The sequence below is a fragment of the Pseudomonas sp. GW821-FHT07G06 genome (assembly GCF_058986625.1).
Window position 1 is genome coordinate 139,273 of sequence record NZ_JBYSVW010000007.1, and the last position, 19,881, is coordinate 159,153.

A 19,881-nucleotide genomic window follows, 5' to 3' on the forward strand; every position below is an offset into this window, starting at 1 on the left:
CGATTCGGGTAACGCATCGGCAGCGAGAAAATCCGATCCCGAAAGGAATGTCGATGAACTCCATAGCGTCCATTGCTGCGCTCACCGCAGCGTTACTCAACGTCCCTGCGCCGGCTTTCGCACAGCCGGGCAGTCCCAACATCGTCGTCATACTGATGGACAACCTGGGATACGGCGAACTCGGTGTATACGGCGGCGGCATCCTGCGTGGCGCGCCAACGCCGCGTATCGATGAACTGGCTGCCGAAGGCGTGCGTTTCACCAATTTCAACGTCGAACCGCAGTGCACGCCTTCGCGTTCGGCGCTGATGACCGGGCGCTTTCCCATTCGCTCCGGGACCTACAAAGTGGTCGCCGGCGGTGCGCCGGATGGTTTGACGCAATGGGAAGTCACCCTTGCCGAATTGTTATCCGATCGCGGCTACGCCACCGGAATCTGGGGCAAATGGCACCTGGGCAGCAACGAGGACCGCTTCCCGACTCACCAGGGTTTTGATGAGTGGTACGGGATACCGCGCACCTATGACGAAGCGATGTGGTCGGCCGCCGACGACACCGACAATGAACGGCCGGCCATCGGGCGCAATCAGGGCTGGGACGAGTCACTGGCACCTGCGCAATACATCTATGAAGCACGCAAGGGCGAGCCGGCCCGCAAGGTGGCCAGGCTGGACCTGGCGACCCGGCGCACGCTCGACGCGCAAGTCGCTACCCGCGCGGTGGACTTCATCCAGCGCAATGCCAAGGCGGGGAAACCCTTCTTTGCCTATGTACCGTTCTCCCTGGTGCACATGCCCACCCTTCCCAACCCGGAATTCGCCGGCAAGACCGGGAATGGTTCATGGGCCGATGCACTGGCCGAGATGGATCATCGCAGCGGGCAGATTCTCGATGCGATCAAGGCGGCGGGCATTGAAGACAATACCCTGGTGGTGTTCGCCAGCGACAACGGTGGTGAGGCGACTTCCCCCTGGCAAGGCGCCAACGGCCCTTGGCGCGGCAGCTACTTCACCGCCATGGAAGCAAGCCTGCGCGCGCCGTTCATCCTGCGCTGGCCGGGGAAAATCAGCGGTGGCCGCGTCACCAATGAGGTCGTGCACATTGTCGACCTGTACACCACCCTCGCCCATGTGGGGGGCGCACAAGTACCGCAGGATCGGCCGATTGACGGGGTGGATCAGCTGGACTTCTTCACCGGCAAACAGGACAAATCCAGTCGCGAAGGTTTCCCGGCCTATGTGGCCGACCGGTTGACGGCTGTCAAATGGCGCAACTGGAAATTGCACTTCATCTGGCAGGAGAACATGTACGACCCACCGCAGGTGTTGCCCGTGGCGAAAGGCATCAACCTGCTGACCGACCTGCGCGAGGAGCATGATGTCCTTGCGCAGAACACCTGGATCGTGAGGCCAATGATGAAAATCGTCGGGGATTTGAAGGCGAGCCTCAAACAGTATCCACCGATTGAGGCCGGGACACCGGATCCGTACAGCCCACCGAAATAAACATCAAAAGATCGCAGCCTTCGGCAGCTCCTACAGAGGATCGCGTACACCTGTAGGAGCTGCCGAAGGCTGCGATCTTTTGATTTTGATGATTGGCGCCGAAAGCTAGAAACCCTGTCGCCATCCAGCGATTCATCCGCCCCCTTCAACTGCCACCTTATCCGCACTTACTCCACAACGGCGGTAAGACCCGGTTAGCAGTGGGATACACAATGCAGACAACCATTCGCGGATTGGCATTGGCCATCCTTTCCAGCGGTTTCGCAATGGCACATGGCATCAGCCAGGCCGCGGAGTGCGACGCCAGTGCTGGCCAACAAGTGTTCCAGACCAAGTGCAGCGCTTGCCATGCGCTCGACGAAAGTCGGGTGGGGCCCAAATTGTCCGGGGTCGTCGGTCGCCCGATCGGCTCGGTGCCGGGCTTCACCTATACGGCAGGCCTGGCCGGTGCAAAGTCAACGTGGAACGTCGAGCAACTCGACCAATTCCTGACAGCCCCGGCGAAGAAATTCCCCGAAACCGCCATGGCCTTTGGCGGCCTGCGCAAGGCCGAGGAACGCCAGGCAGTGCTGTGTTTCCTGCAGACAAAGAGCTGACGCGCAGCCACTGCCCTCTGCTCAACAACACAAGACAACAACAATAAGGACCACCCAGTGCACAGCAAAATATTCAATCGCTGCCTGTTGGCGGCCGGGGTTTCGGCCACGAGCATGGGTCAGGCACTCGCGGTCGATTTCAACATCGGCGAGATCCAGGGCCAGTTCGACTCGGCACTGTCGATTGGCGCCAGTTGGGGCACCCAGGCGCCGAGCCAGAAACTGATCGACACCACCAATGGCGGCAGCGGCTTCTCCTCCGGCGGCGACGACGGCCGGCAGAATTTCAAGAAAGGCGAGACCTTCTCGAAGATCTTCAAGGGCGTGCATGACCTTCAGTTGACCTACGGGGACACCCGCGCCTTTGTGCGGGGCAAATACTGGTACGACTTCGAACTCAAGGACGAGAACCGTCCGTTCAAGCCAATCAGTGACGACGGCCGCGACATGTCCGCGCGGTCTTCCGGCACAGAAATACTCGACGCCTTCGTGGCGCAGAAATACTCCATTGCCGATCGCTCCGGGGATGTTCGCCTGGGCAAACAAGTCGTGAGCTGGGGTGAAAGCCTGTTCATCGGCAACTCGATCAACTCGATCAACCCGCTCGATGTCGCGGCCCTGCGTCGCCCGGGCGCTGAGATCAAGGAAGGTCTGATTCCGGTCAACATGCTCTACGTGTCGCAAGGTCTGACCGACAATTTGAATCTCGAGGCCTTCTACCAGCTGGAATGGCAACCCTATGCCCTGGACAACTGCGGCACTTTCTTCGGCGCCGATCCGATCGCCAAGGGCTGCAACAACAACTTCACCGCCGGTCTGGCTGAAGTCAAGCCGCTCGAACCCATCGCCGCCGCGGCAGGGCTGGGCTTTGGCTTCAATGGCCGTGAGGGTGTGTTCGTCCCGCGCGGCAAAGACCACGAGGCCCGCGACGGTGGTCAGTTCGGCCTGGCGTTGCACTGGCTGGGTGACGGCACTGAATACGGCGCCTACTACATGAACTACCACTCGCGCACCCCGACCCTGGCCCTGCGCCCGGCGAGTGGCGTGACCAACTTCATCAACAACGTGTTGCCTGCCAGTGGCCTGGGCCCGGACGAACAATTCGCCCTGGGCCTGGCGACCGCTGCCGGCAATGGCAGCTACTCCCTGGATTACCCGGAAGACATCCACCTCTACGGCCTGAGCTTCGCGACCACGCTGCCCGATGGCACGGCCTGGAGTGGCGAGATCAGCTACCGGCCCAATGCCCCGATAACGATCAACAGTGCCGACCTTGGCGGTGGTTTGTTGAACCCGGCCTTCCGCGCGCTGACCGGTGCCAATGCCGAATCGACCGTGGATGGCGAAGAAGGCCAGGTGATCCAGGGCTACCGCCGCAAGGAAGTCACCCAGGCGCAAACCTCCTTCGTCCATATATTCGATCCGATGCTGGGCGCCGACTCGCTCAGTCTCGCCAGCGAAATCGGCGTGACCCACATCGGCGGCCTCGAGTCGCTCAACAAGCAGCGTTACGGTCGGGATTCAGTCTACGGGGACGTCAACCAGGGCGGGCGCAACGGTTACTACACCACCTCGTCCTGGGGCTACCGCGCCTACGCCAAGCTGGCCTACACCAACGTTTTTGCCGGCGTGAACCTGACCCCGAACCTGTTCTGGTCCCATGACGTTTCCGGTTACAGCCCGGTGTTTACCGAGGGTTCAAAGTCCGTCGGCCTGGGCCTCGATGCCGATTACCGCAACACCTACACCGCCAGCCTCAGTTACACCAACAACTTCGGTGGCGATTTCAACACTTCGGTCGACCGCGATTTCGTGGCGCTGAGCTTCGGCGTTAACTTTTAAGGCTTGATAATGAACAAGACAATTCAGAAAGGTTGCATCCTGGCACTCAGCCTGTTGGCTTGCCATGTCATGGCGGCTGTACCCGCTGGCGAGGCCAACAAGCTTGGCACCGAACTCACCCCGCTCGGTGCCGATAAATCGGGCAATGCCGACCGCAGCATTCCGGCATGGACCGGTGGCTTGCCGAAAACGGCGGGCCAGGTGTCGGCCAACGGTTTCGTCTCCGACCCGTTCGCGGCGGAAAAACCGCTGTTCGTGATCACGGCTGCCAATGCCACGCAGTACCAGGCCAAGTTGACCGATGGCCAGATGGCGCTGTTCAAGCGCTATCCGCAGACCTACAAAATTCCGGTCTACGCGACGCATCGTACGGCGTCGGTACCGCAGGCCATCGCCGATGAGGCCAAGCAGAATGCGTTGAAGGTCCAGCCGACCAACAACGGTGACGGCGTGGCGAATTTCCATGGCTACTACGCCTATCCGATTCCGAAGAATGGCGAAGAGGTGGTGTGGAACCACATCACGCGCTATCTGGGGGGGAGCTCACGCCGCAGCTATATTCAGGCCACTCCGCAAGTAGACGGTGACTACACCGCGGTGCGTTTCGATGAAGAAGTCATTTACCCGGAAAGTGTCCAGGATTTGCCGGCCGACCGCGCCGACAACCTCCTGTACTTCTACAAGCAGCAAGTCACCGCGCCCGCGCGGCTGGCCGGCACCGTGGCGTTGGTCCACGAAACCCTCGACCAGGTGAAAGAACCTCGATTGGCCTGGGTCTACAGCGCCGGGCAACGCCGTGTGCGCCGCGCACCTCAACTGGCCTACGACGGCCCGGGCTCAGCCTCTGACGGTCTGCGCACTGCCGATAACGTGGACATGTTCAACGGTGCCCCGGACCGTTACGACTGGAAGCTGGTGGGCAAAAAGGAAATCTACATTCCGTACAACAGCTACAAGCTGGAGTCTCCTGCGCTGAAATACGATGACATCGTCAAGGCCGGCCACATCAATCCGGACCACACACGTTACGAGTTGCACCGCGTCTGGGAAGTCGTGGCCACGCTCAAGTCGGATGCACGGCATATCTACTCCAAGCGCCATATGTATATCGACGAGGACACCTGGCAAATCGTCGAGGTCGATCACTATGACGGCCGTGGCCAACTGTGGCGCGTCGCTGAAGGTCATCCGCTGTTTCGCTACGACCAGCAGACTACGTACGCTGCCGCTGAAACGCTGTATGACGTGATTTCCGGACGCTATCTGGTCCTGGGCTTGCGCAACGAAGAGGCGCGCAATACGCAGTATGGGCTGACGGCGAAGGTGTTTGACTACACGCCGGCGGCCTTGCGTACTGATGGGTTGCGTTGATTGACGGGTTGCAGGTGAACCCGCAACTGTTCACTTGGGCTCCAGGCTGATTGTGGACCGGCATGCACTCGTGCCGGTCCTTCTCCGTGGGCCTGACGATAAAAAACAAAAGATCGCAGCCTTCGGCAGCTCCTACATGGAAACGCGTACATCTGTAGGAGCTGCCGAAGGCTGCGATCTTTTGATCTTGCTTTATTTTGTCTGCCACTTGCGCAGCAGCATTCGCCGACTAGTCCTTGTACGGATCGAACAACGCGAGAAACGCCGAGGCGCCCTTCTCGTCTCCCGCCAACTCAACCTTGCCCCCTCAGCAATTCGCTCAGCCCCTGCTTGTTCATGAACAGCTCAAGGACGAGGGGTGAGAGGGAGGAACATGAAATTTTCATCGTTGAGCTCTTCCTGTCGTTCAATGAAAAACGCGGCGGGTCCGTCCGGGGGGAAGGCGATTGGCGATGGCTGTTACGCCGATGTCGCCGACAGCAGCTCACAGCCATCAACCTCGACTATCCTGCTGCGCAGGTGATCGGGTACGGTGACGCGCTCGCCCGTCCGGTTCACCAGCCAGACGCAGACCGAATAACCATGGCCGACCATTGAGCCATTCCACACCGAATACTCCATGCGGAAACTGGTTTTTTTGATCCAGGCAATCCGCGCGCACACCAGGATTTTTTCACCCTGGTACACAGGCCGATCGTAGGTGAAGCCGACCTCCTTGATCACCGGCCCCGGTGTATCCGCGGTGAGGCGTGGCACGCCAATTTCGGTCAAATAGCCGACTCGTGCCTCTTCGCACCATGTGAGGTATGCGCCATTGTTGGCATGGCCGAAGGGATCCAGGTCGTTCCAGCGCGTCTCCAGTTCCTTGGCGAACCACCAGCCCTGTTCGACGCCGTAACGCACCCGGTTCGCTTCGTTCAACTCATTCATCGCACTTCTCCTGCCGAACCATCGAATGGCGGTTGCGCGGCGAGCCTGCCCTTGCAACCGCCGTCAGTCTCAGAGTGTTCTCGCCACGAGTTCGCGCATGATGTCGTTGGCACCGCCATAAATGCGCGTCACGCGGCTATCCAGGTAATGCCGCGCTACCGGGTACTCGAGCATGTAGCCGTTGCCGCCGTGCAGTTGCAGGCACTGATCGACCACCTTCGAATACAATTCCGAGCAATACAGCTTGGCCGCCGCCGCTGCTTCGCTGGTCAGCTTGTGCGCCAGGCACAGTTCCATGCAGCGATCGACGTAGGTCTGGCCGACAGTGATCTCGGCTTTCAGGTCGGCGAGTTTGAAGCGCGAGTTCTGGAAATCGATGATCGGCTTGCCGAACACGGTGCGGCCACGGGTGTAGTCGATGGTGTGATCGAGCACGGCCTGGGCACCGGAAATGCTGCTGACGGCAATCGACAAGCGCTCCCAGGCCAGTTCCCTCATCAACTGAATGAAGCCCTGCCCCGGTACATCGCCGAGCACGTTCGCTTTGGGTACGCGCACATCCTCGAAGAACAGCATGGTGGTGTCCTGCGCATGCAGTCCGACTTTTTTCAGCGGCGTGGATTTGCTCACGCCCGGTCGGTCAGCCTCGACCAATATCAGCGAAATATCCTGCGAGCCCTTGCCGGTATTGCCGGTCCTGGCCACCAGGACGATGATGTCGCAGTTGGTGCCGTTGGAGATGAAGGTCTTGGACCCGTTGATGATGTAGTCATCGCCATCGAGCACCGCGCGCGCCTTGACCGCTTGCAAGTCGGAGCCGGTATTGGGTTCGGTCATGGCCACGGCGGCAATGGCTTCGCCGCTGGCCATTTTCGGCAGCCACTGCTGCTTCTGGGCCTCGGTGCCGAAGTTTATGAAATAGCCGGCGCAGATGTCATGCACCGAAAAACCGTTCAGGCCTGTGGTATTGGCAAAGGCGATTTCTTCGGAGGCGATCATCGAGAAGCGACGATCCAGCCCCAGTCCGCCATACGCTTCAGGCGTCGTTGCGTTGAGCATGCCGAGTTCACCGGCACGTCGCCAGATCTCGCGCGGCACGCAGCGGTTTTCTTCCCATTGCTCGTGAAACGGGGTGCATTCTTCGCTCAGGAAGCGGCGAACGGTGTTACGGAATTCTTCGTGTTCATGCTCGAACAAAATACGGGGGATCATGGCTTTTCCTCAGGGACAAGAGCCGAACATTGCCGGCCAGGCTTGTCCACGATAGGAAATGCCGAGGGGGTACTGTCCCCCTCAGGGAGAGGGGGACGATTGACGCGAAGTTCAGTGGGCGGGAGGCGTCAGTTTCTGCAGCTTCATCATCGCCTGTTTAACCGCCAGGCTCTGATAGCTGATGTTGGCCGCGTTGAGGCTGACGCCCTCCTGGAACGGGTACTGCGCAATGGTGGCCATGAACGCCTGGATCTTTTCCTGGATCGGCACGAACAACCACATCTGGTCGCCAGCCCACCGCGCAGACATTGCCGAGTCCCGGCGAGCTGTCTCAAAGGGGTCAGCCTTCAGATTGGTAACCACCGGCACATTGGTGACCGTCCGGGTTGCAGAGCCGAAGGAGCCGGTCATGCTGGCAAAGGTCACCTTCCAGTCACGCCAGCGTACCGCGTTCAATTCGCCGCCCATGCCGAAGTAGAAATACTCCTCGCGCGGGCTCTCCTTGGCCTCACCCTTGAAGAAAGGCAGGAAGTTGTAGCCGTCCAGATGCACCTTGTAGGGTTTGCCGTCCAGGGTCGTGCCCTTGGCAAGGTCCTCGCGCAGCTTGGGCAGGCCAGCCGCCGCGGCCAGGGTCGGCATCCAGTCGTTATGGGCGATCAGGGCGTTGGAGTGACTGCCCGGCTTGATCACGCCGGGCCATTTCACCAACAGCGGCACGCGGTGCCCGCCTTCGTTGGTGGTGCCCTTCTCGCCATTGAACGGTGAGGTGCCGCCATCCGGCCAGCTGACCTTCTGTGCGCCGTTGTCGGTGGTGTAGATGATGATGGTGTTGTCGGCGATGCCCAGGTCGTCGAGCTTCTTCAGCAACTGACCGACCTGCCCGTCGTGTTCGACCATGCCGTCCGGGTACAGGCCGATGCCGGTCTTGCCGTCGGCTTCCTTGCCAAGGTGGGTCCAGACATGCATACGCGTGCTGTTGAACCAGACGAAGAACGGTTTATCGGCCTGGTGCGCCTTGTCGATGAAGTTCTCGGTGGCCTGGACGAACTCATTGTCGATGGTTTCCATGCGCTTGCGGGTCAACGGGCCGGTGTCCTCGATCTTGCCGTCGGCATACGAGTGGACCACCCCGCGCGGGCCGTACTTTTTGCGGAATTCAGGGTCTTTCGGATAGTAATAAGTCTCGGGCTCTTCCTCGGCATTCATGTGGTACAGATTGCCAAAGAACTCATCGAAACCGTGTTGGGTCGGCAGGTGTTTGTCGCGATCACCCATATGGTTTTTGCCGAACTGCCCGGTGGTGTAGCCCTGCTGCTTCATGACGTTGCCGATCGTTGGAGCCCAATCCGGGATGCCGTGCTCGGCGCCGGGCATGCCGATGGTCAACAGGCCGGTGCGGAACGGATGCTCGCCGAGCAGAAACGCCGAGCGGCCGGCGGTGCAGGATTGTTCGCCGTAGGCATGGGTGAACAGCACGCCCTCGTTGGCGATGCGATCGATGTTCGGCGTCTCGTACCCCATCATGCCCTGGTTGTAGGCACTGAGATTGGAATAGCCGATGTCATCGCCGAAGATCACCAGGATATTGGGTTTATCAGCTGCCGTGGCGCTAAAGACCGCCCCCAGCATTGAGACGGCCAGCGCCAACGCAGAAAGCCATTTGTTCGTGAAGTGCATGTTGTTATCTCCTTTGACCAGGTTCGTTGGAATCGACCTCAGGGGTCAACCGAGCGGGCTCGCTTCAGGGAATTTCCAGGTGCCGTCGAGAATTTCGGCCTGCGGCTTGTACAGCCTGATCATGTAGTTCCAGTTCGGCACCGTTGGCAGGCAGTTGGCGGTCTTGTCATCACAGCCACCGAATTGAATCGTGACCGAACCGTCACCCTCCTTCTTCGCGGTGAGGTTATTCAGGGTGTAGGCGGCGTACGGGTTCTGCTGAAAGTAACCCTTGTCGTTGTAAACGCTAACCGACCAGAAGGCATTCACAGGCACGTCCTTGACCTTGAGCTGGTACAGCACCTTTGCGTCGTTCTGTTTCGGCGTGACGTTGAGATAGAACGCATCCTTCTTGGGATTGCCGCCCCAGGCCGAGGCGCTGCCAATCAAGTGACGAACAGGTTCGACCTGTTTGCGGGTGCCGAACATGCCACTGGAATCCGGTACGTTCGCGGCCAGCGCCAGCAGCGTTTCACGGACATGATCCTGGCTGGCCTGATCCCAGGCGGGCATGTCGAAATGTCCCGGCCCGCCGTCCTGACGGGACTTGATTGCATCCTGCAGGGTGTGCGCGGCGGTCACATCCTGCGGGTTGGACGGATCGACCAAGGTGCGCACGCCCAGCAATACATAGCGTGTGCCAACCTGCTCCTTGCTGAAGGTGTAGGTGCCTGCCTTGTACACAACGCCTGGGGTGTACTCGTTCTCATCGATCGCAATCATCGAAAAGTAGCGATCACCGGCGTCGGGCAACGTCACAGTGACCGGCCCCGCGTCCAGATCGAAAACAGCCGAGGAATAAAGGGTGTCGCGATTGGGTCGCACCACGGTCTGCTTGTCGACCGGCAACAATTCGCGATGGTGCACGAACTGGCCGAACCCGCCACGCTTGACCACACCGCTGAAGAACCTGGTTGATTCGGCACGGGTGAAGTTATCGACAGTGACGAGCCTATCGACTGGAGACGTTTGAGCGTAAAGCAGCGTTGGCGCCATCAGGGCCACGGTAAAGAGCTGCGGTACTAACCTGACCATCGTGATTTCCTTTTTATTGTTGAACGTCCGAGACCTGGCTGATTTTCTGCAACGCAGGCTTTTTCCAATCACCATCGAGTGCTTCAGGCTTGGGCCAGAACAAGCGCATGGCCATCAGGAATGAACCTTTCGGAGCTGGCAACCAATTGTCTTTCTTGTCCGCGCCCGGCGAATCATGCTGGATGTACACCGTGAGGCCGCCATCGGCATCGCGCTTCATTTGCGCGAGCATCGAGGCGTTGATCAGATAGCGGTTCAGTGGGTTGGCCACCAGCAGACGCGAAGGCAACTCGTACATCGTCAGCGACCAGAAGGCGTTGACCGGTGGAAACTGATCCGGTGCGAAACGCAGCACATAACGGTTACCGTCACCGCTCAGCCGCTGACCGCTGCTGTCGACGTAATAAGGTGGATAAATGGCCTCATCCCTGGAGTTGCCATAGATGCCCGACGCCGCTCCGCGCATTCGGTAGAGGTAGTTGTTTTTCAGGAATTCACGACTGCCCAACAGATCGCCACTGGTCAGTGCACCGCTGGCGGTCGGCGCGTCCAGTTCGCTATTGGCCTTCCAGGCATCGGCCATCCCCTGTTCCACGGCGTTGCGCAGTTCCGGCGACAGCGATTGCCCGTCGAATGTTTGCCCCGCGCCGATCCCCAGTTTGGCGAAGCGCTCCATCAGCGCCTGCTCGGAGGGATGGGTCGGGCAATAGCTCAATACGAAATTCAGGAGGTTGAAGAACTCCAGCGAGGTCCGCTCCTGCGCCACGGTGAGTGGCTGGGGGAAGTCAATCCGCGGGGCTGCGGCGGGCGCCGGTTGCCCCAGGTAGGCGGAAAGTGGCTGGACCTTGAAACCTGCCTGAATCTTCTTGACGTTCTCGATATCGTCGGGGTTGAACAGCTGGGTACGGTAGAAGACGTAGGCGAATTGTGTTTCAGAACGGAAAACCGCCTTGACCCCTGCAGGCGCCTGCCCTTTCCAGTCCGGCCCGACCAGTAGAAAGTCAGCGGCGCCATTGCCGGTGGTGCGGCTGCCGGCGTAAGCGAAATTATGGGTGTAGGCGTCGATGAATTGCGCCGTGTAGTAACGCCCCGCCTCCACTGCCGGCATGCTCAGCACCAGCGGCTCGGCCCTGAGATCGACTCCCAGTTGCGAGTATGGCGTATCGGAATTGGGGGTCTGGATCGCCTTGTCATCCGCGGTATAAACCCGCGCATCGCTGTGCAATTGATTCCACGGTGCCTTGTATTCCGGGCCGTTTCGGTCCTCGAAATAGGCATGCTGGATGCGGTAGCTATCGACCAGTGGAAAACCATAGATGTAGGCGTCCCTGGCGATGGTGCGCACTTCTTCCGGCGCAAGCCGAGCCGCATTTGCCGTGAAGGAAAGCAATGCGCTGCAAACCAAGGCCGCGAAAGTCGTCTGGGTGAACGAGGGAACGTTGATTGTCATTATTGTTATTTTCCTGATGAGCTACCTGGCTCGAGAACATGGTTGTCGGGCGCGCGTCGAGTGATTGCGCCCCTCGTACTCAACGTTGACCACCTTCATCCGCTCGGTCCGGCTCGTAATGGTCCGGCCACAGGGTGCGCACGGCTTCGCCATCGGTGCGATAGGTGTGGCAGGTGCCGATGACCCAGTGCTTCGGGCGTTTGAAACCAGGCTCGCGGGTCTCGCGCAGGCGCAGTTGCTCACGCAACAACGGTGCGGTGGTCTGGATCAGGGTGGTGGCCATGGGGCCAAGCAATTCGGTCAGATGCGTACAGCCGCGCTCGCCGCCGACGCGTTCAGCCACCCGTTGTTTGAACCCGGCACCGATTTTCAAGCCCTTCAAAGCCGCGTAGGCGTGGCTGATCTGCTTGCACATGGGTGCGGGCGTGATTTCAGAGCGCGCTTCCACGTGCTGGATCACGAGGTTGGCGTCCACGGTCATCACGATGACCATCTGGTGCAGCGCCCCGCCGGCCTCAATGGTGCCAAAGGGCATTTCGGTTTCTCTGCCCTTGATGTCCAGCAAGCGTCCTTCAATGTCGAACAGGCCGTCGCTGCGTAAATACCCGGTACAGGTGACGGTGCGGGTATGCAGCAGTTGCCGTACAGGATTGATTGCTTCGTCGTCGGTCATCGAAATGTCTCGCGCCGGAGTCGGGAAAGGCGACCGTGAAACACGGTCGCCGTTGCTTTCTGATCAAACCGTACCCAGGCCGCCACCGCAGACCAGTACCTGGCCCGACAGGTAGTCCGATTCCGGGATGCAGAACAGATACACGGCGTTGGCCGCTTCGTCCGGGTTGCCGGGACGGCCCAGCGGAATCATGGATTTCGACGCTTCGACGGTGGCCTGGCTGATGCCGACCTTGATTTCCCGACCTTCGATATTGATGAACTTCGGATCACCTTCCACCGGCAGGGTCATACGGGTTTCGATGTGACCGAAAGCCACCGCGTTGACGTTGACCTTGTAGCGTCCCCACTCCTTGGACAGTGCCTTGGTCATGCCCAATACACCGGCCTTGGCCGTGGAATAGTTGACCTGGCCTGGAGTGCCGCTGGCCGATACCGAGGAGATGTTGACGATCTTGCGGTTGACCACGCGACCTTCGGCAGCCTCTTGCTTGGCCGCCGCGCTGATGATCGGCTGAGCCGCGCGCAGGATGCGGAACGGCGCGGTGATGTGGCAGTCGATGATCGCGTACCACTGCTCGTCGGTCATCTTCTGGATCACGTTGTCCCAGGTGTAACCGGCGTTGTTGACGATGATGTCGATGGTGCCGTAGCTGTCCATCGCGGTCTTGACCAGGCGGTCGGCGAAGTCAACGGCCGTCACGCTGCCCACGCAGGCAACGGCGTCACCACCAGCAGCACGAATTTCTGCAACCACTTCTTCGGCCGGTGCGGCGTCCAGATCGTTGACCACGATGCGGGCACCCTCGCTGGCCAGTTTCAATGCCACGCTGCGACCGATCCCACGGCCGGAGCCGGTGACCAGGGCGACTTTACCTTCGAGCTTTTTCATTGTTGGGTTCCTGCCAATGTTCTTGTAATTGAATTCAAGCCAGGGCGACGACGGCGTCGCCGGTCAGGCGAGGTTCGCCGTATTGGTTGTTGCACTGGATCTGCAGGCGCACGCGCTTTTCGCCGTCGGCTTCGTATTTTTCGACGATGCGCCCGGTCAGTTGCGGGACATGGCCGAGTTGAGTGATGCCGACAAAACGCATCGACAAAAAGCGGATCTGCGCTTGCGGCACCCAGCCGGTCAAAAGGCGGCCAAGGTAAGCGGCGGACAACATGCCGTGGGCGAACACATCGGGCTGTCGCGAGCGACGTGCGAAATCGAGGTCGATATGCACCTGGTTGTGATCGCCGGAAGCGCCGGCATACAGCGCCAGCGTGGTGCGATTGATCGGCGGCAGTTGCAGCGCCGGCAGTTCATCGCCGACCTGGAGTTCGCTGTATCGAGGGATCGTCATTGTCTGCTCCTCAGCGCTGCACAACCGACGAGAGAACGTCGGCAATGTGTTCACCCAGCTGGTTGGTGACGCGGGTTTCGCTCACCACGAATTGCAGCGCGCCGTTCTTCTTTTCATAAACGTCGGCAACGCGACAATCGAACGTCAGCACATCGCCGGCGTACGCCATCCGGTGGTAGGTGAAGCTTTGTTCGGCATGCAGGATGCGCCCCAGATCGAAGCCCATGATGCCTTCGATAATGTGGTCGGTATCCCGGCCTTCACGTTCCAGGCAAAACAGGAACGTCGGTGGCATCGGCAGGGATTTGTGCCCCGCCGCCCTGGCCGCCGTTTCGTCGGTATAGACAGGATCGGTTTCACCGATGGATTTGGCGAAGAAGCGCAGGCGCCCCTTTTCCAGTTCGGCAGTGGTCACGCCGAGCGAACGGCCGATCAGACTGATGTCTGCCATAGCACTGGGTTCCTTGCAGGTGAATGAGAAAACGCGCGCTCCAAGCGAGCGCGCGTACAGCTGATCAGCCGCGACCGAACAGGGTCACGATGCCCGCGCCACCCAGACCCAGGTTGTGTTGCAGCGCGTGCTGCAGACCTTCAACCTGACGGTCGCCGGCGGAGCCGCGCAACTGGTGGGTCAGCTCATAGCACTGTGCAAGACCGGTGGCGCCCAGTGGGTGCCCCTTGGACAGCAGGCCGCCCGACGGGTTGACCACGACCTGGCCGCCGTAGGTGTTGTCGCCATCCATCACGAACTTCTCGGCGCCGCCTTCAGGGCAGAAACCCAGGCCTTCATAGGTCAGCAGTTCGTTGTGGGCGAAGCAGTCGTGAAGTTCGCAAACACGAATGTCTTCCGGGCCGACGCCGGCTTTTTCATAGACTTCCTGCGACGCGCGCTGAGTCATGCCGGTGCCGACGATGCTGATCATCGACGGCGGATCGAAGGCGTCCGGCTTATCGGTGACCAGCGACTGGGCGAGGATGGTTACGTCGGTGCGCAGACCATGCTTCTTGGCAAAACGCTCCGAAACGATGATCGCCGCGGCACCGCCACAGGTCGGCGGGCAAGCCATCAGGCGGGTCATCACGCCCGGGAAAATCACCGGGTCGGCCATCACGTCTTCAGTGGTGATGACCTTCTTGAACACGGCCAGCGGGTTGTTGGCGGCGTGACGGCTGGCCTTGGCGCGGATGGCCGCGAAGGTTTCCATCCTGGTGCCGTACTTTTCCATGTGTTCCTTGCCGGCACCGCCGAACAGGCGCAGCGCGTTCGGCATGGCATCGCCTTCCGGGAAGATCTGGCTGGACACTGCCATGCCCTTGCCGTAGGTAGCCGGACGGTCCATCCAGTGATCCTTCAGCGCACCCGGCTGCATCTGCTCGAAACCGAAGGCCAGGGCGCAATCGACGGCGCCGCTTTCCACAGCCTGGCGAGCCAGGTACAGGGCGGTCGAACCGCTGCCGCAGTTGTTGTTGACGTTGATCACCGGGATACCGCTCAGACCCACTTCGTACAGCGCCGACTGGCCGCTGGTGGAGTCGCCGTACACATAGCCGGCATACGCCTGCTGCACCAGGTTGTAATCAACACCCGCATCCTTCAGGGCCAGGCGAATGGCCTGCGCGCCCATCTCGATGTAGCTGAGGCTGGCACCAGGCTTGGTGAACTGAATCATGCCGACGCCGGCTACGTAAGTTTTCTGCGACATCATTTTCTCCAAGGTCAGTTGAAAGGCTCCGTTCGTCGCGTTGGTCTGGCGGCGATCACAGCAACCCCTGGATCGATAGTTACGTAAACCGGCCTGACTCCATCCCCCTCCTGTTGAGGGGGATGGGTCGAACTGCCCTGCATGGCAGGCAGCACGCCCGATACGCACTGCCGCCCCCCCTCCCCACCACCTGCCTGCCCCCCTCTCCCCGAGGGGGCATCGCTCGCCTGCATTGCGATTAGCGTTGCCCCAGCTCGACCCAAAACAACAACAAAAATCACACAGGTAGCCGCAACGTGACTCTCGTCCGCACTTCATCACATTCAACTGCGCCACGGCATTTCGCCGCCGCTCTCGCCTGCTCAACCGCCGCGAACAACCCGGTCAACTGGACTGACTTCTCGTCGTTTTGACATTTGCAATTGGAGCGCCACATGACAATAAGAAAGTACGAAGCCTTCCAGCCGCAGGTGCTGGCCGTGGCTGTCGCGCTGGGCGTTAGCGCTCAGGCACAGGCCATTGATTTCAACATCGGGGAGATCCAGGGGCAGTTTGATTCATCGCTGTCGATTGGTGCCAGTTGGGCCGCAGCCGATCCGGATCCGAAGTTTGTTTCCAACTTCAACTCGGTGGGCGCAAACGGCAACTCGTCGGCACGCAACGCCGACGATGGCCGGCTCAATTTCAAGAAAGGCGAGACCTTTTCGAAAATCTTCAAGGGCGTCCACGATCTGGAGCTGAAGTACGGCGACAGTGGTGCGTTTGTGCGCGGCAAGTACTGGTACGACTTCGAGCTCATGGATGAGCACCAATCGTTCTACGACATCGACGACCACGGCCGTGATCGCGCCGCCAAGTCTTCAGGTGCGATGTTCCTCGACAGTTTTATCTACCACAACTACACGATCGACGATCTGGCGGGCAACGTACGCCTGGGCAAACAGGTGGTGAGTTGGGGTGAGAGCACCTTTATCAGCAACGGTATCAACGCGATCAACCCGGTCGACGTGGCGGCCTTGCGTCGTCCGGGCGCCGAGGTCAAGGAAGGCCTGATCCCTGTGAACATGTTGTATGTGTCGCAAGGCCTGAGCGACAACCTCAACGCCGAGGCTTTCTATCAGCTGGAGTGGAAAAAGTCGGTCGTCGATAACTGCGGGACCTTCTTCAGTGTCGACCCGATCGCCAAGGGGTGTAATGACCGCAACGTATTGGCCGGCCTGGACCTGGCGCCAGGTGTGGCCAGCAATACCGCGACAATCCCCCAGATCAATGCCGGGGCATTGGATGATGTTTACCTGCCGCGCGCCAAGGACAAGGATGCTCGCGATGGTGGCCAGTACGGCCTGGCCTTGCGCTGGAACGTGCCGGAATTGAACGACACCGAGTTCGGCGCTTATGCCTTGAACTATCACAGCCGCAGCCCCTCGGTCAGTTTCACGCAGAACACCTCGACAGTGCCCGGGCTGGCCCAGCAGGTTCGCGCGACCCGCTACTTCGTCGAGTATCCCGAAGATATCCGCCTTTATGGTTTGAGTTTCGCCACCAACGTCGAAGGTGTCGCGTTGGGTGGTGAAGTCAGCTACCGCCCCAACATGCCATTGAACCTCAATGGCGCTGATCTCAACTACGCAGCGACCGGTCTGTCGGCACTTACGCCAGTCTTCACCACAGGTTTTGCCACCAAGTCTGCAGGCCAGGAGCTATCGGGTTACAAACGTATGCCAGTGACCCAGGCGCAAATGACTGCCACCAAGTTTTTCAACCAGGTCCTGGGTGGTGAGCGCCTGACCCTGATTGGAGAAGTGGGCTACACCCACATCAGTGGCCTGGGTGCAACCGACGGCACCGACCTGCGCTTCGGCCGCAGCACCACCTTCGGTCCCGGGATTCTGCCGGGAGCCGCCGGAGCGGCCACCTGCGCCGGCAGCCCGACACAGGTTCCCGGCGCACCCGCCGGCACAACCCGGCCGAGCAACCCGCAACAGGAATGCAACAACAAGGGCTTCTACAGCACCAGTTCCTGGGGTTACCGCACGCGCGCCAGCCTGAACTACCCGAACGCCATCGCTGGCGTCAACCTGACGCCGAACGTGGCCTGGTCCCATGACGTCAATGGCCGTAGCCCGACCTTCGAGGAAGGCGCCAAGGCGATCAGTGTCGGCCTTGATGCGGACTACCAGAGCACCTACACCGCGACCCTGAATTACACCAACTTCTTCGGCGGTGACTTCAACACTCAGACTGACCGCGATTTCGTTTCACTCAGCTTCGGCGTGAACTTCTGATACCTGTCAGACGGAGGAAAAAAGCATGAAAACCACATCCATGATGCAAATCGGCGCTCTGGCGCTAAGCCTGTTGACCACCAGTGTAATGGCGGCCGTTTCCCCACAGGAAGCCGCCCAACTGGGCACCACACTGACCCCGATGGGTGCGCAAAAGGAAGGCAACGCCGATGGCAGTATCCCGGCCTGGACCGGTGGCTTGAAACCCGATGCCGCACCGGTGACAAAAGGCTTTCTCGGCAACCCGTACCAGAACGAAAAACCCTTGTTCGTTATTACCCCGGCGAACGCCCAGCAGTACAAAGACAAGCTGACCCCTGGTCAAATGGCGATGTTCAAGCGCTTTCCGGACAGTTACAAAATCCCGGTATACACGACTCATCGCAGTAGTTCCTTCCCGCAGCAGATTTACGACATCGTCAAGAAAAGCGCGTTATCCACGGAGCTGGTCAACGACGGCAATGGCCTGGCCAACTTTGTCGATAGCCGTTACTACCCCTTTCCGATTCCGAAGAGCGGCGTGGAGGTTTACTTCAACCATGCAACCCGTTATCGCGGCGGGAACGTGAAAAAAGAGACCGCGCAAGCAGTACCGCAACCCGGCGGTGACTACACGATCGTCCAGATTTCTGAAGAAACGGGCTTCCCGCAACAAATGGAGGGTGTTGACCCAGGCAAGGCCGCCAATGCCCTGTATTTTTACAAGAACTCCATCACCGGACCGGCACGCCTGGCAGGTACCGTTTCGCTAGTCCATGAAACCATCGATCAGGTCAAGGACCCGCGCCAGGCCTGGGTTTACAACGCGGGTCAGCGCCGTGTACGCCGCGCACCACAACTGGCTTACGACGGCCCTGGCTCTGCAGCCGACGGCATGCGAACTTCGGACAACGCGGACATGTTCAACGGTGCGCCGGATCGCTACGACTGGAAGTTGCTTGGGAAGAAGGAAATTTACATTCCCTACAACAATTACAAGCTGCAATCGCCAAGCCTCAAGTACGCTGACATTCTCAAACCGGGGCATATCAACCAGGACCTGGCGCGCTATGAACTGCACCGTGTCTGGCATGTCGAGGCGACGTTGAAACCGGGCCAGAGACACATTTACGCCAAGCGCGATCTGTATTTCGATGAGGACACCTGGGAACTGGTAGAAATCGACCACTACGACGGCCGCGGTGAACTGTGGCGTGTCGCTGAAGGCTATCAGGTCAACGATTACCAACACGGCATCGGCAACTATGCCTTGCAGAGCATCGTCGACCTGATTGCGGGGCGTTATGTAGCGTACGGTATGTACAACGAGTCCGCTCAGGGCCCATCGTACGGCGAGATGTCGAAAATGGCGGACTACTCCCCCGCAGCGCTGCGTAACGCTGGCATTCGTTGACCTTTGACTTGTAGGAGCGAGCTTGCTCGCGATGTACGTTAACGATAACGCGTGTTTTGCTGGATAAACGCGTCGTCCTAACGTCCTTCGCGGGCAAGCTCGCTCCTACAGGGGCATTTTTTTGTACCGCTTAATGTTCAGGTGTGGTCAACAGCGCATGCAGCATGCGCGCCATCAACAACGGTGTATCCTCGTCTGTCAGGTAGCCCGGCCTTTCCAGCAGCATGGCCCGAGGCAATGCCAGCAATGTCTGATAAGCCAGAAATTCGACCTTTTCCCGATCCTTCACCTGTATCTCGCTGGCAAATCGGGTCATCAGGGTGGATGTCGCACTGGTGGTCCATAGCTGTTTGGCCTTGACCAGATCGAGCCGCACCAGCTCGTCATAATGCGTCGAGCGCACACTGAACACCGGGTCAAACAGGGTTTTCTTGTAATGCACGGCCAGACCGATTCTCAGGGTGAGCAGAATCCCGTCGAGCAAGGATGCCGTGGCCGGCAGTGCTGCGATGCCGCTGAGCAGCTCTGCACGCACCTCCACCCGATAATCCTCGAAGATGGCCGCAATCAGCGACTCCATGGTCGGGAAATATTCATAGATGGAACTGATGGCCACCCCGGCGTCTTCGGCCAGGCGTAAGGCGCTCAAGGCCTCCCTACCTTCTTTTTCGAGTATTTGCCGGCCGGTTTGCTTCAATGCAGACACCAGCGCAATGGAACGCGCTTGCCGCGGTTCCTTGCGCGGCTGCGCAGGAACCTCCACTTGCAGCAGGCCGGCGTCGCCAGCCCCCTTCTTGTCACGGTCTGGCTTGGTCATGACGTGTT

At 59.7% G+C, this 19,881-nt stretch carries 17 protein-coding genes; 6 read left to right on the plus strand and 11 right to left on the minus strand.

The features are described from left to right. Nucleotides 1-53 precede the first annotated feature (53 nt). From AC3WJW_RS13995 to AC3WJW_RS14010, 4 genes are all read left to right on the plus strand, one after another. Nucleotides 54-1,505: an arylsulfatase gene (locus AC3WJW_RS13995; protein ID WP_493726391.1), complete on the plus strand. Its 1,452-nt coding sequence runs from the start codon at nt 54-56 to the stop codon at nt 1,503-1,505. A gap of 212 nt (nt 1,506-1,717) precedes the next feature. Next, the gene (locus tag AC3WJW_RS14000) at nt 1,718-2,101 is read left to right on the plus strand and encodes a c-type cytochrome (protein ID WP_493726392.1); all 384 of its coding nucleotides are present in this window, start codon (nt 1,718-1,720) and stop codon (nt 2,099-2,101) included. Nucleotides 2,102-2,158: 57 nt separating this feature from the next. Then, nucleotides 2,159-3,943 carry a DUF1302 domain-containing protein gene (locus AC3WJW_RS14005; RefSeq protein ID WP_493726393.1) on the plus strand — a complete coding sequence of 595 codons (1,785 nt, stop codon included), beginning with the start codon at nt 2,159-2,161 and terminating at the stop codon, nt 3,941-3,943. 9 nt (nt 3,944-3,952) lie between these two features. Further along, nucleotides 3,953-5,314, plus strand: coding sequence for a DUF1329 domain-containing protein (locus AC3WJW_RS14010; protein ID WP_493726394.1), 1,362 nt, complete (start codon nt 3,953-3,955; stop codon nt 5,312-5,314). A gap of 459 nt (nt 5,315-5,773) precedes the next feature. Here the strand turns inward: AC3WJW_RS14010 and AC3WJW_RS14015 are convergent, their stop codons facing one another. The 10 genes from AC3WJW_RS14015 to AC3WJW_RS14060 form a co-directional block, all read right to left on the minus strand. Further along, complete coding sequence (locus AC3WJW_RS14015; protein ID WP_493726395.1) at nt 5,774-6,244, minus strand: acyl-CoA thioesterase; 471 nt, start codon at nt 6,242-6,244, stop codon at nt 5,774-5,776. A gap of 69 nt (nt 6,245-6,313) precedes the next feature. Next, nucleotides 6,314-7,456, minus strand: coding sequence for an acyl-CoA dehydrogenase family protein (locus AC3WJW_RS14020; RefSeq protein ID WP_493726396.1), 1,143 nt, complete (start codon nt 7,454-7,456; stop codon nt 6,314-6,316). A 111-nt stretch (nt 7,457-7,567) separates the two neighbouring features. Continuing rightward, nucleotides 7,568-9,133, minus strand: coding sequence for an arylsulfatase (locus AC3WJW_RS14025; RefSeq protein WP_493726397.1), 1,566 nt, complete (start codon nt 9,131-9,133; stop codon nt 7,568-7,570). A 45-nt stretch (nt 9,134-9,178) separates the two neighbouring features. Then, nucleotides 9,179-10,207: a DUF1254 domain-containing protein gene (locus AC3WJW_RS14030; protein WP_493726398.1), complete on the minus strand. Its 1,029-nt coding sequence runs from the start codon at nt 10,205-10,207 to the stop codon at nt 9,179-9,181. Nucleotides 10,208-10,220: 13 nt separating this feature from the next. After that, nucleotides 10,221-11,657, minus strand: a complete 1,437-nt coding sequence (locus AC3WJW_RS14035) for a DUF1254 domain-containing protein (RefSeq protein WP_493726399.1) — start codon at nt 11,655-11,657, stop codon at nt 10,221-10,223. Nucleotides 11,658-11,736: 79 nt separating this feature from the next. After that, complete coding sequence (locus AC3WJW_RS14040; RefSeq protein WP_493726400.1) at nt 11,737-12,330, minus strand: DUF2889 domain-containing protein; 594 nt, start codon at nt 12,328-12,330, stop codon at nt 11,737-11,739. Between the two features lie 63 nt (nt 12,331-12,393). Further along, complete coding sequence (locus AC3WJW_RS14045) at nt 12,394-13,221, minus strand: SDR family NAD(P)-dependent oxidoreductase (protein WP_493726401.1); 828 nt, start codon at nt 13,219-13,221, stop codon at nt 12,394-12,396. Between the two features lie 34 nt (nt 13,222-13,255). Then, the gene (locus AC3WJW_RS14050; RefSeq protein ID WP_493726402.1) at nt 13,256-13,675 is read right to left on the minus strand and encodes a MaoC family dehydratase; all 420 of its coding nucleotides are present in this window, start codon (nt 13,673-13,675) and stop codon (nt 13,256-13,258) included. Nucleotides 13,676-13,685: 10 nt separating this feature from the next. Then, the gene (locus AC3WJW_RS14055) at nt 13,686-14,126 is read right to left on the minus strand and encodes a MaoC family dehydratase N-terminal domain-containing protein (RefSeq protein WP_493726403.1); all 441 of its coding nucleotides are present in this window, start codon (nt 14,124-14,126) and stop codon (nt 13,686-13,688) included. 64 nt (nt 14,127-14,190) lie between these two features. After that, nucleotides 14,191-15,378 (minus strand): lipid-transfer protein, encoded by a 1,188-nt coding sequence (locus AC3WJW_RS14060; protein WP_493726404.1) that lies wholly within the window; start codon nt 15,376-15,378, stop codon nt 14,191-14,193. Nucleotides 15,379-15,812: 434 nt separating this feature from the next. On the opposite strand from AC3WJW_RS14060, the gene AC3WJW_RS14065 reads away from it, so the two are divergent. Together AC3WJW_RS14065 and AC3WJW_RS14070 are read left to right on the plus strand one after the other, a co-directional pair. Further along, a complete protein-coding gene (locus tag AC3WJW_RS14065) occupies nt 15,813-17,663 on the plus strand; it encodes a DUF1302 domain-containing protein (protein ID WP_493726405.1) in 1,851 nt (616 codons plus the stop codon). Between the two features lie 25 nt (nt 17,664-17,688). Beyond that, a complete protein-coding gene (locus AC3WJW_RS14070) occupies nt 17,689-19,056 on the plus strand; it encodes a DUF1329 domain-containing protein (protein WP_493726406.1) in 1,368 nt (455 codons plus the stop codon). 130 nt (nt 19,057-19,186) lie between these two features. On the opposite strand, the gene AC3WJW_RS14075 is transcribed toward AC3WJW_RS14070, so the two are convergent. After that, on the minus strand, nt 19,187-19,873 hold the full coding sequence (locus AC3WJW_RS14075) for a TetR/AcrR family transcriptional regulator (protein WP_493726407.1): 687 nt from the start codon (nt 19,871-19,873) through the stop codon (nt 19,187-19,189). Nucleotides 19,874-19,881: the final 8 nt, after the last annotated feature.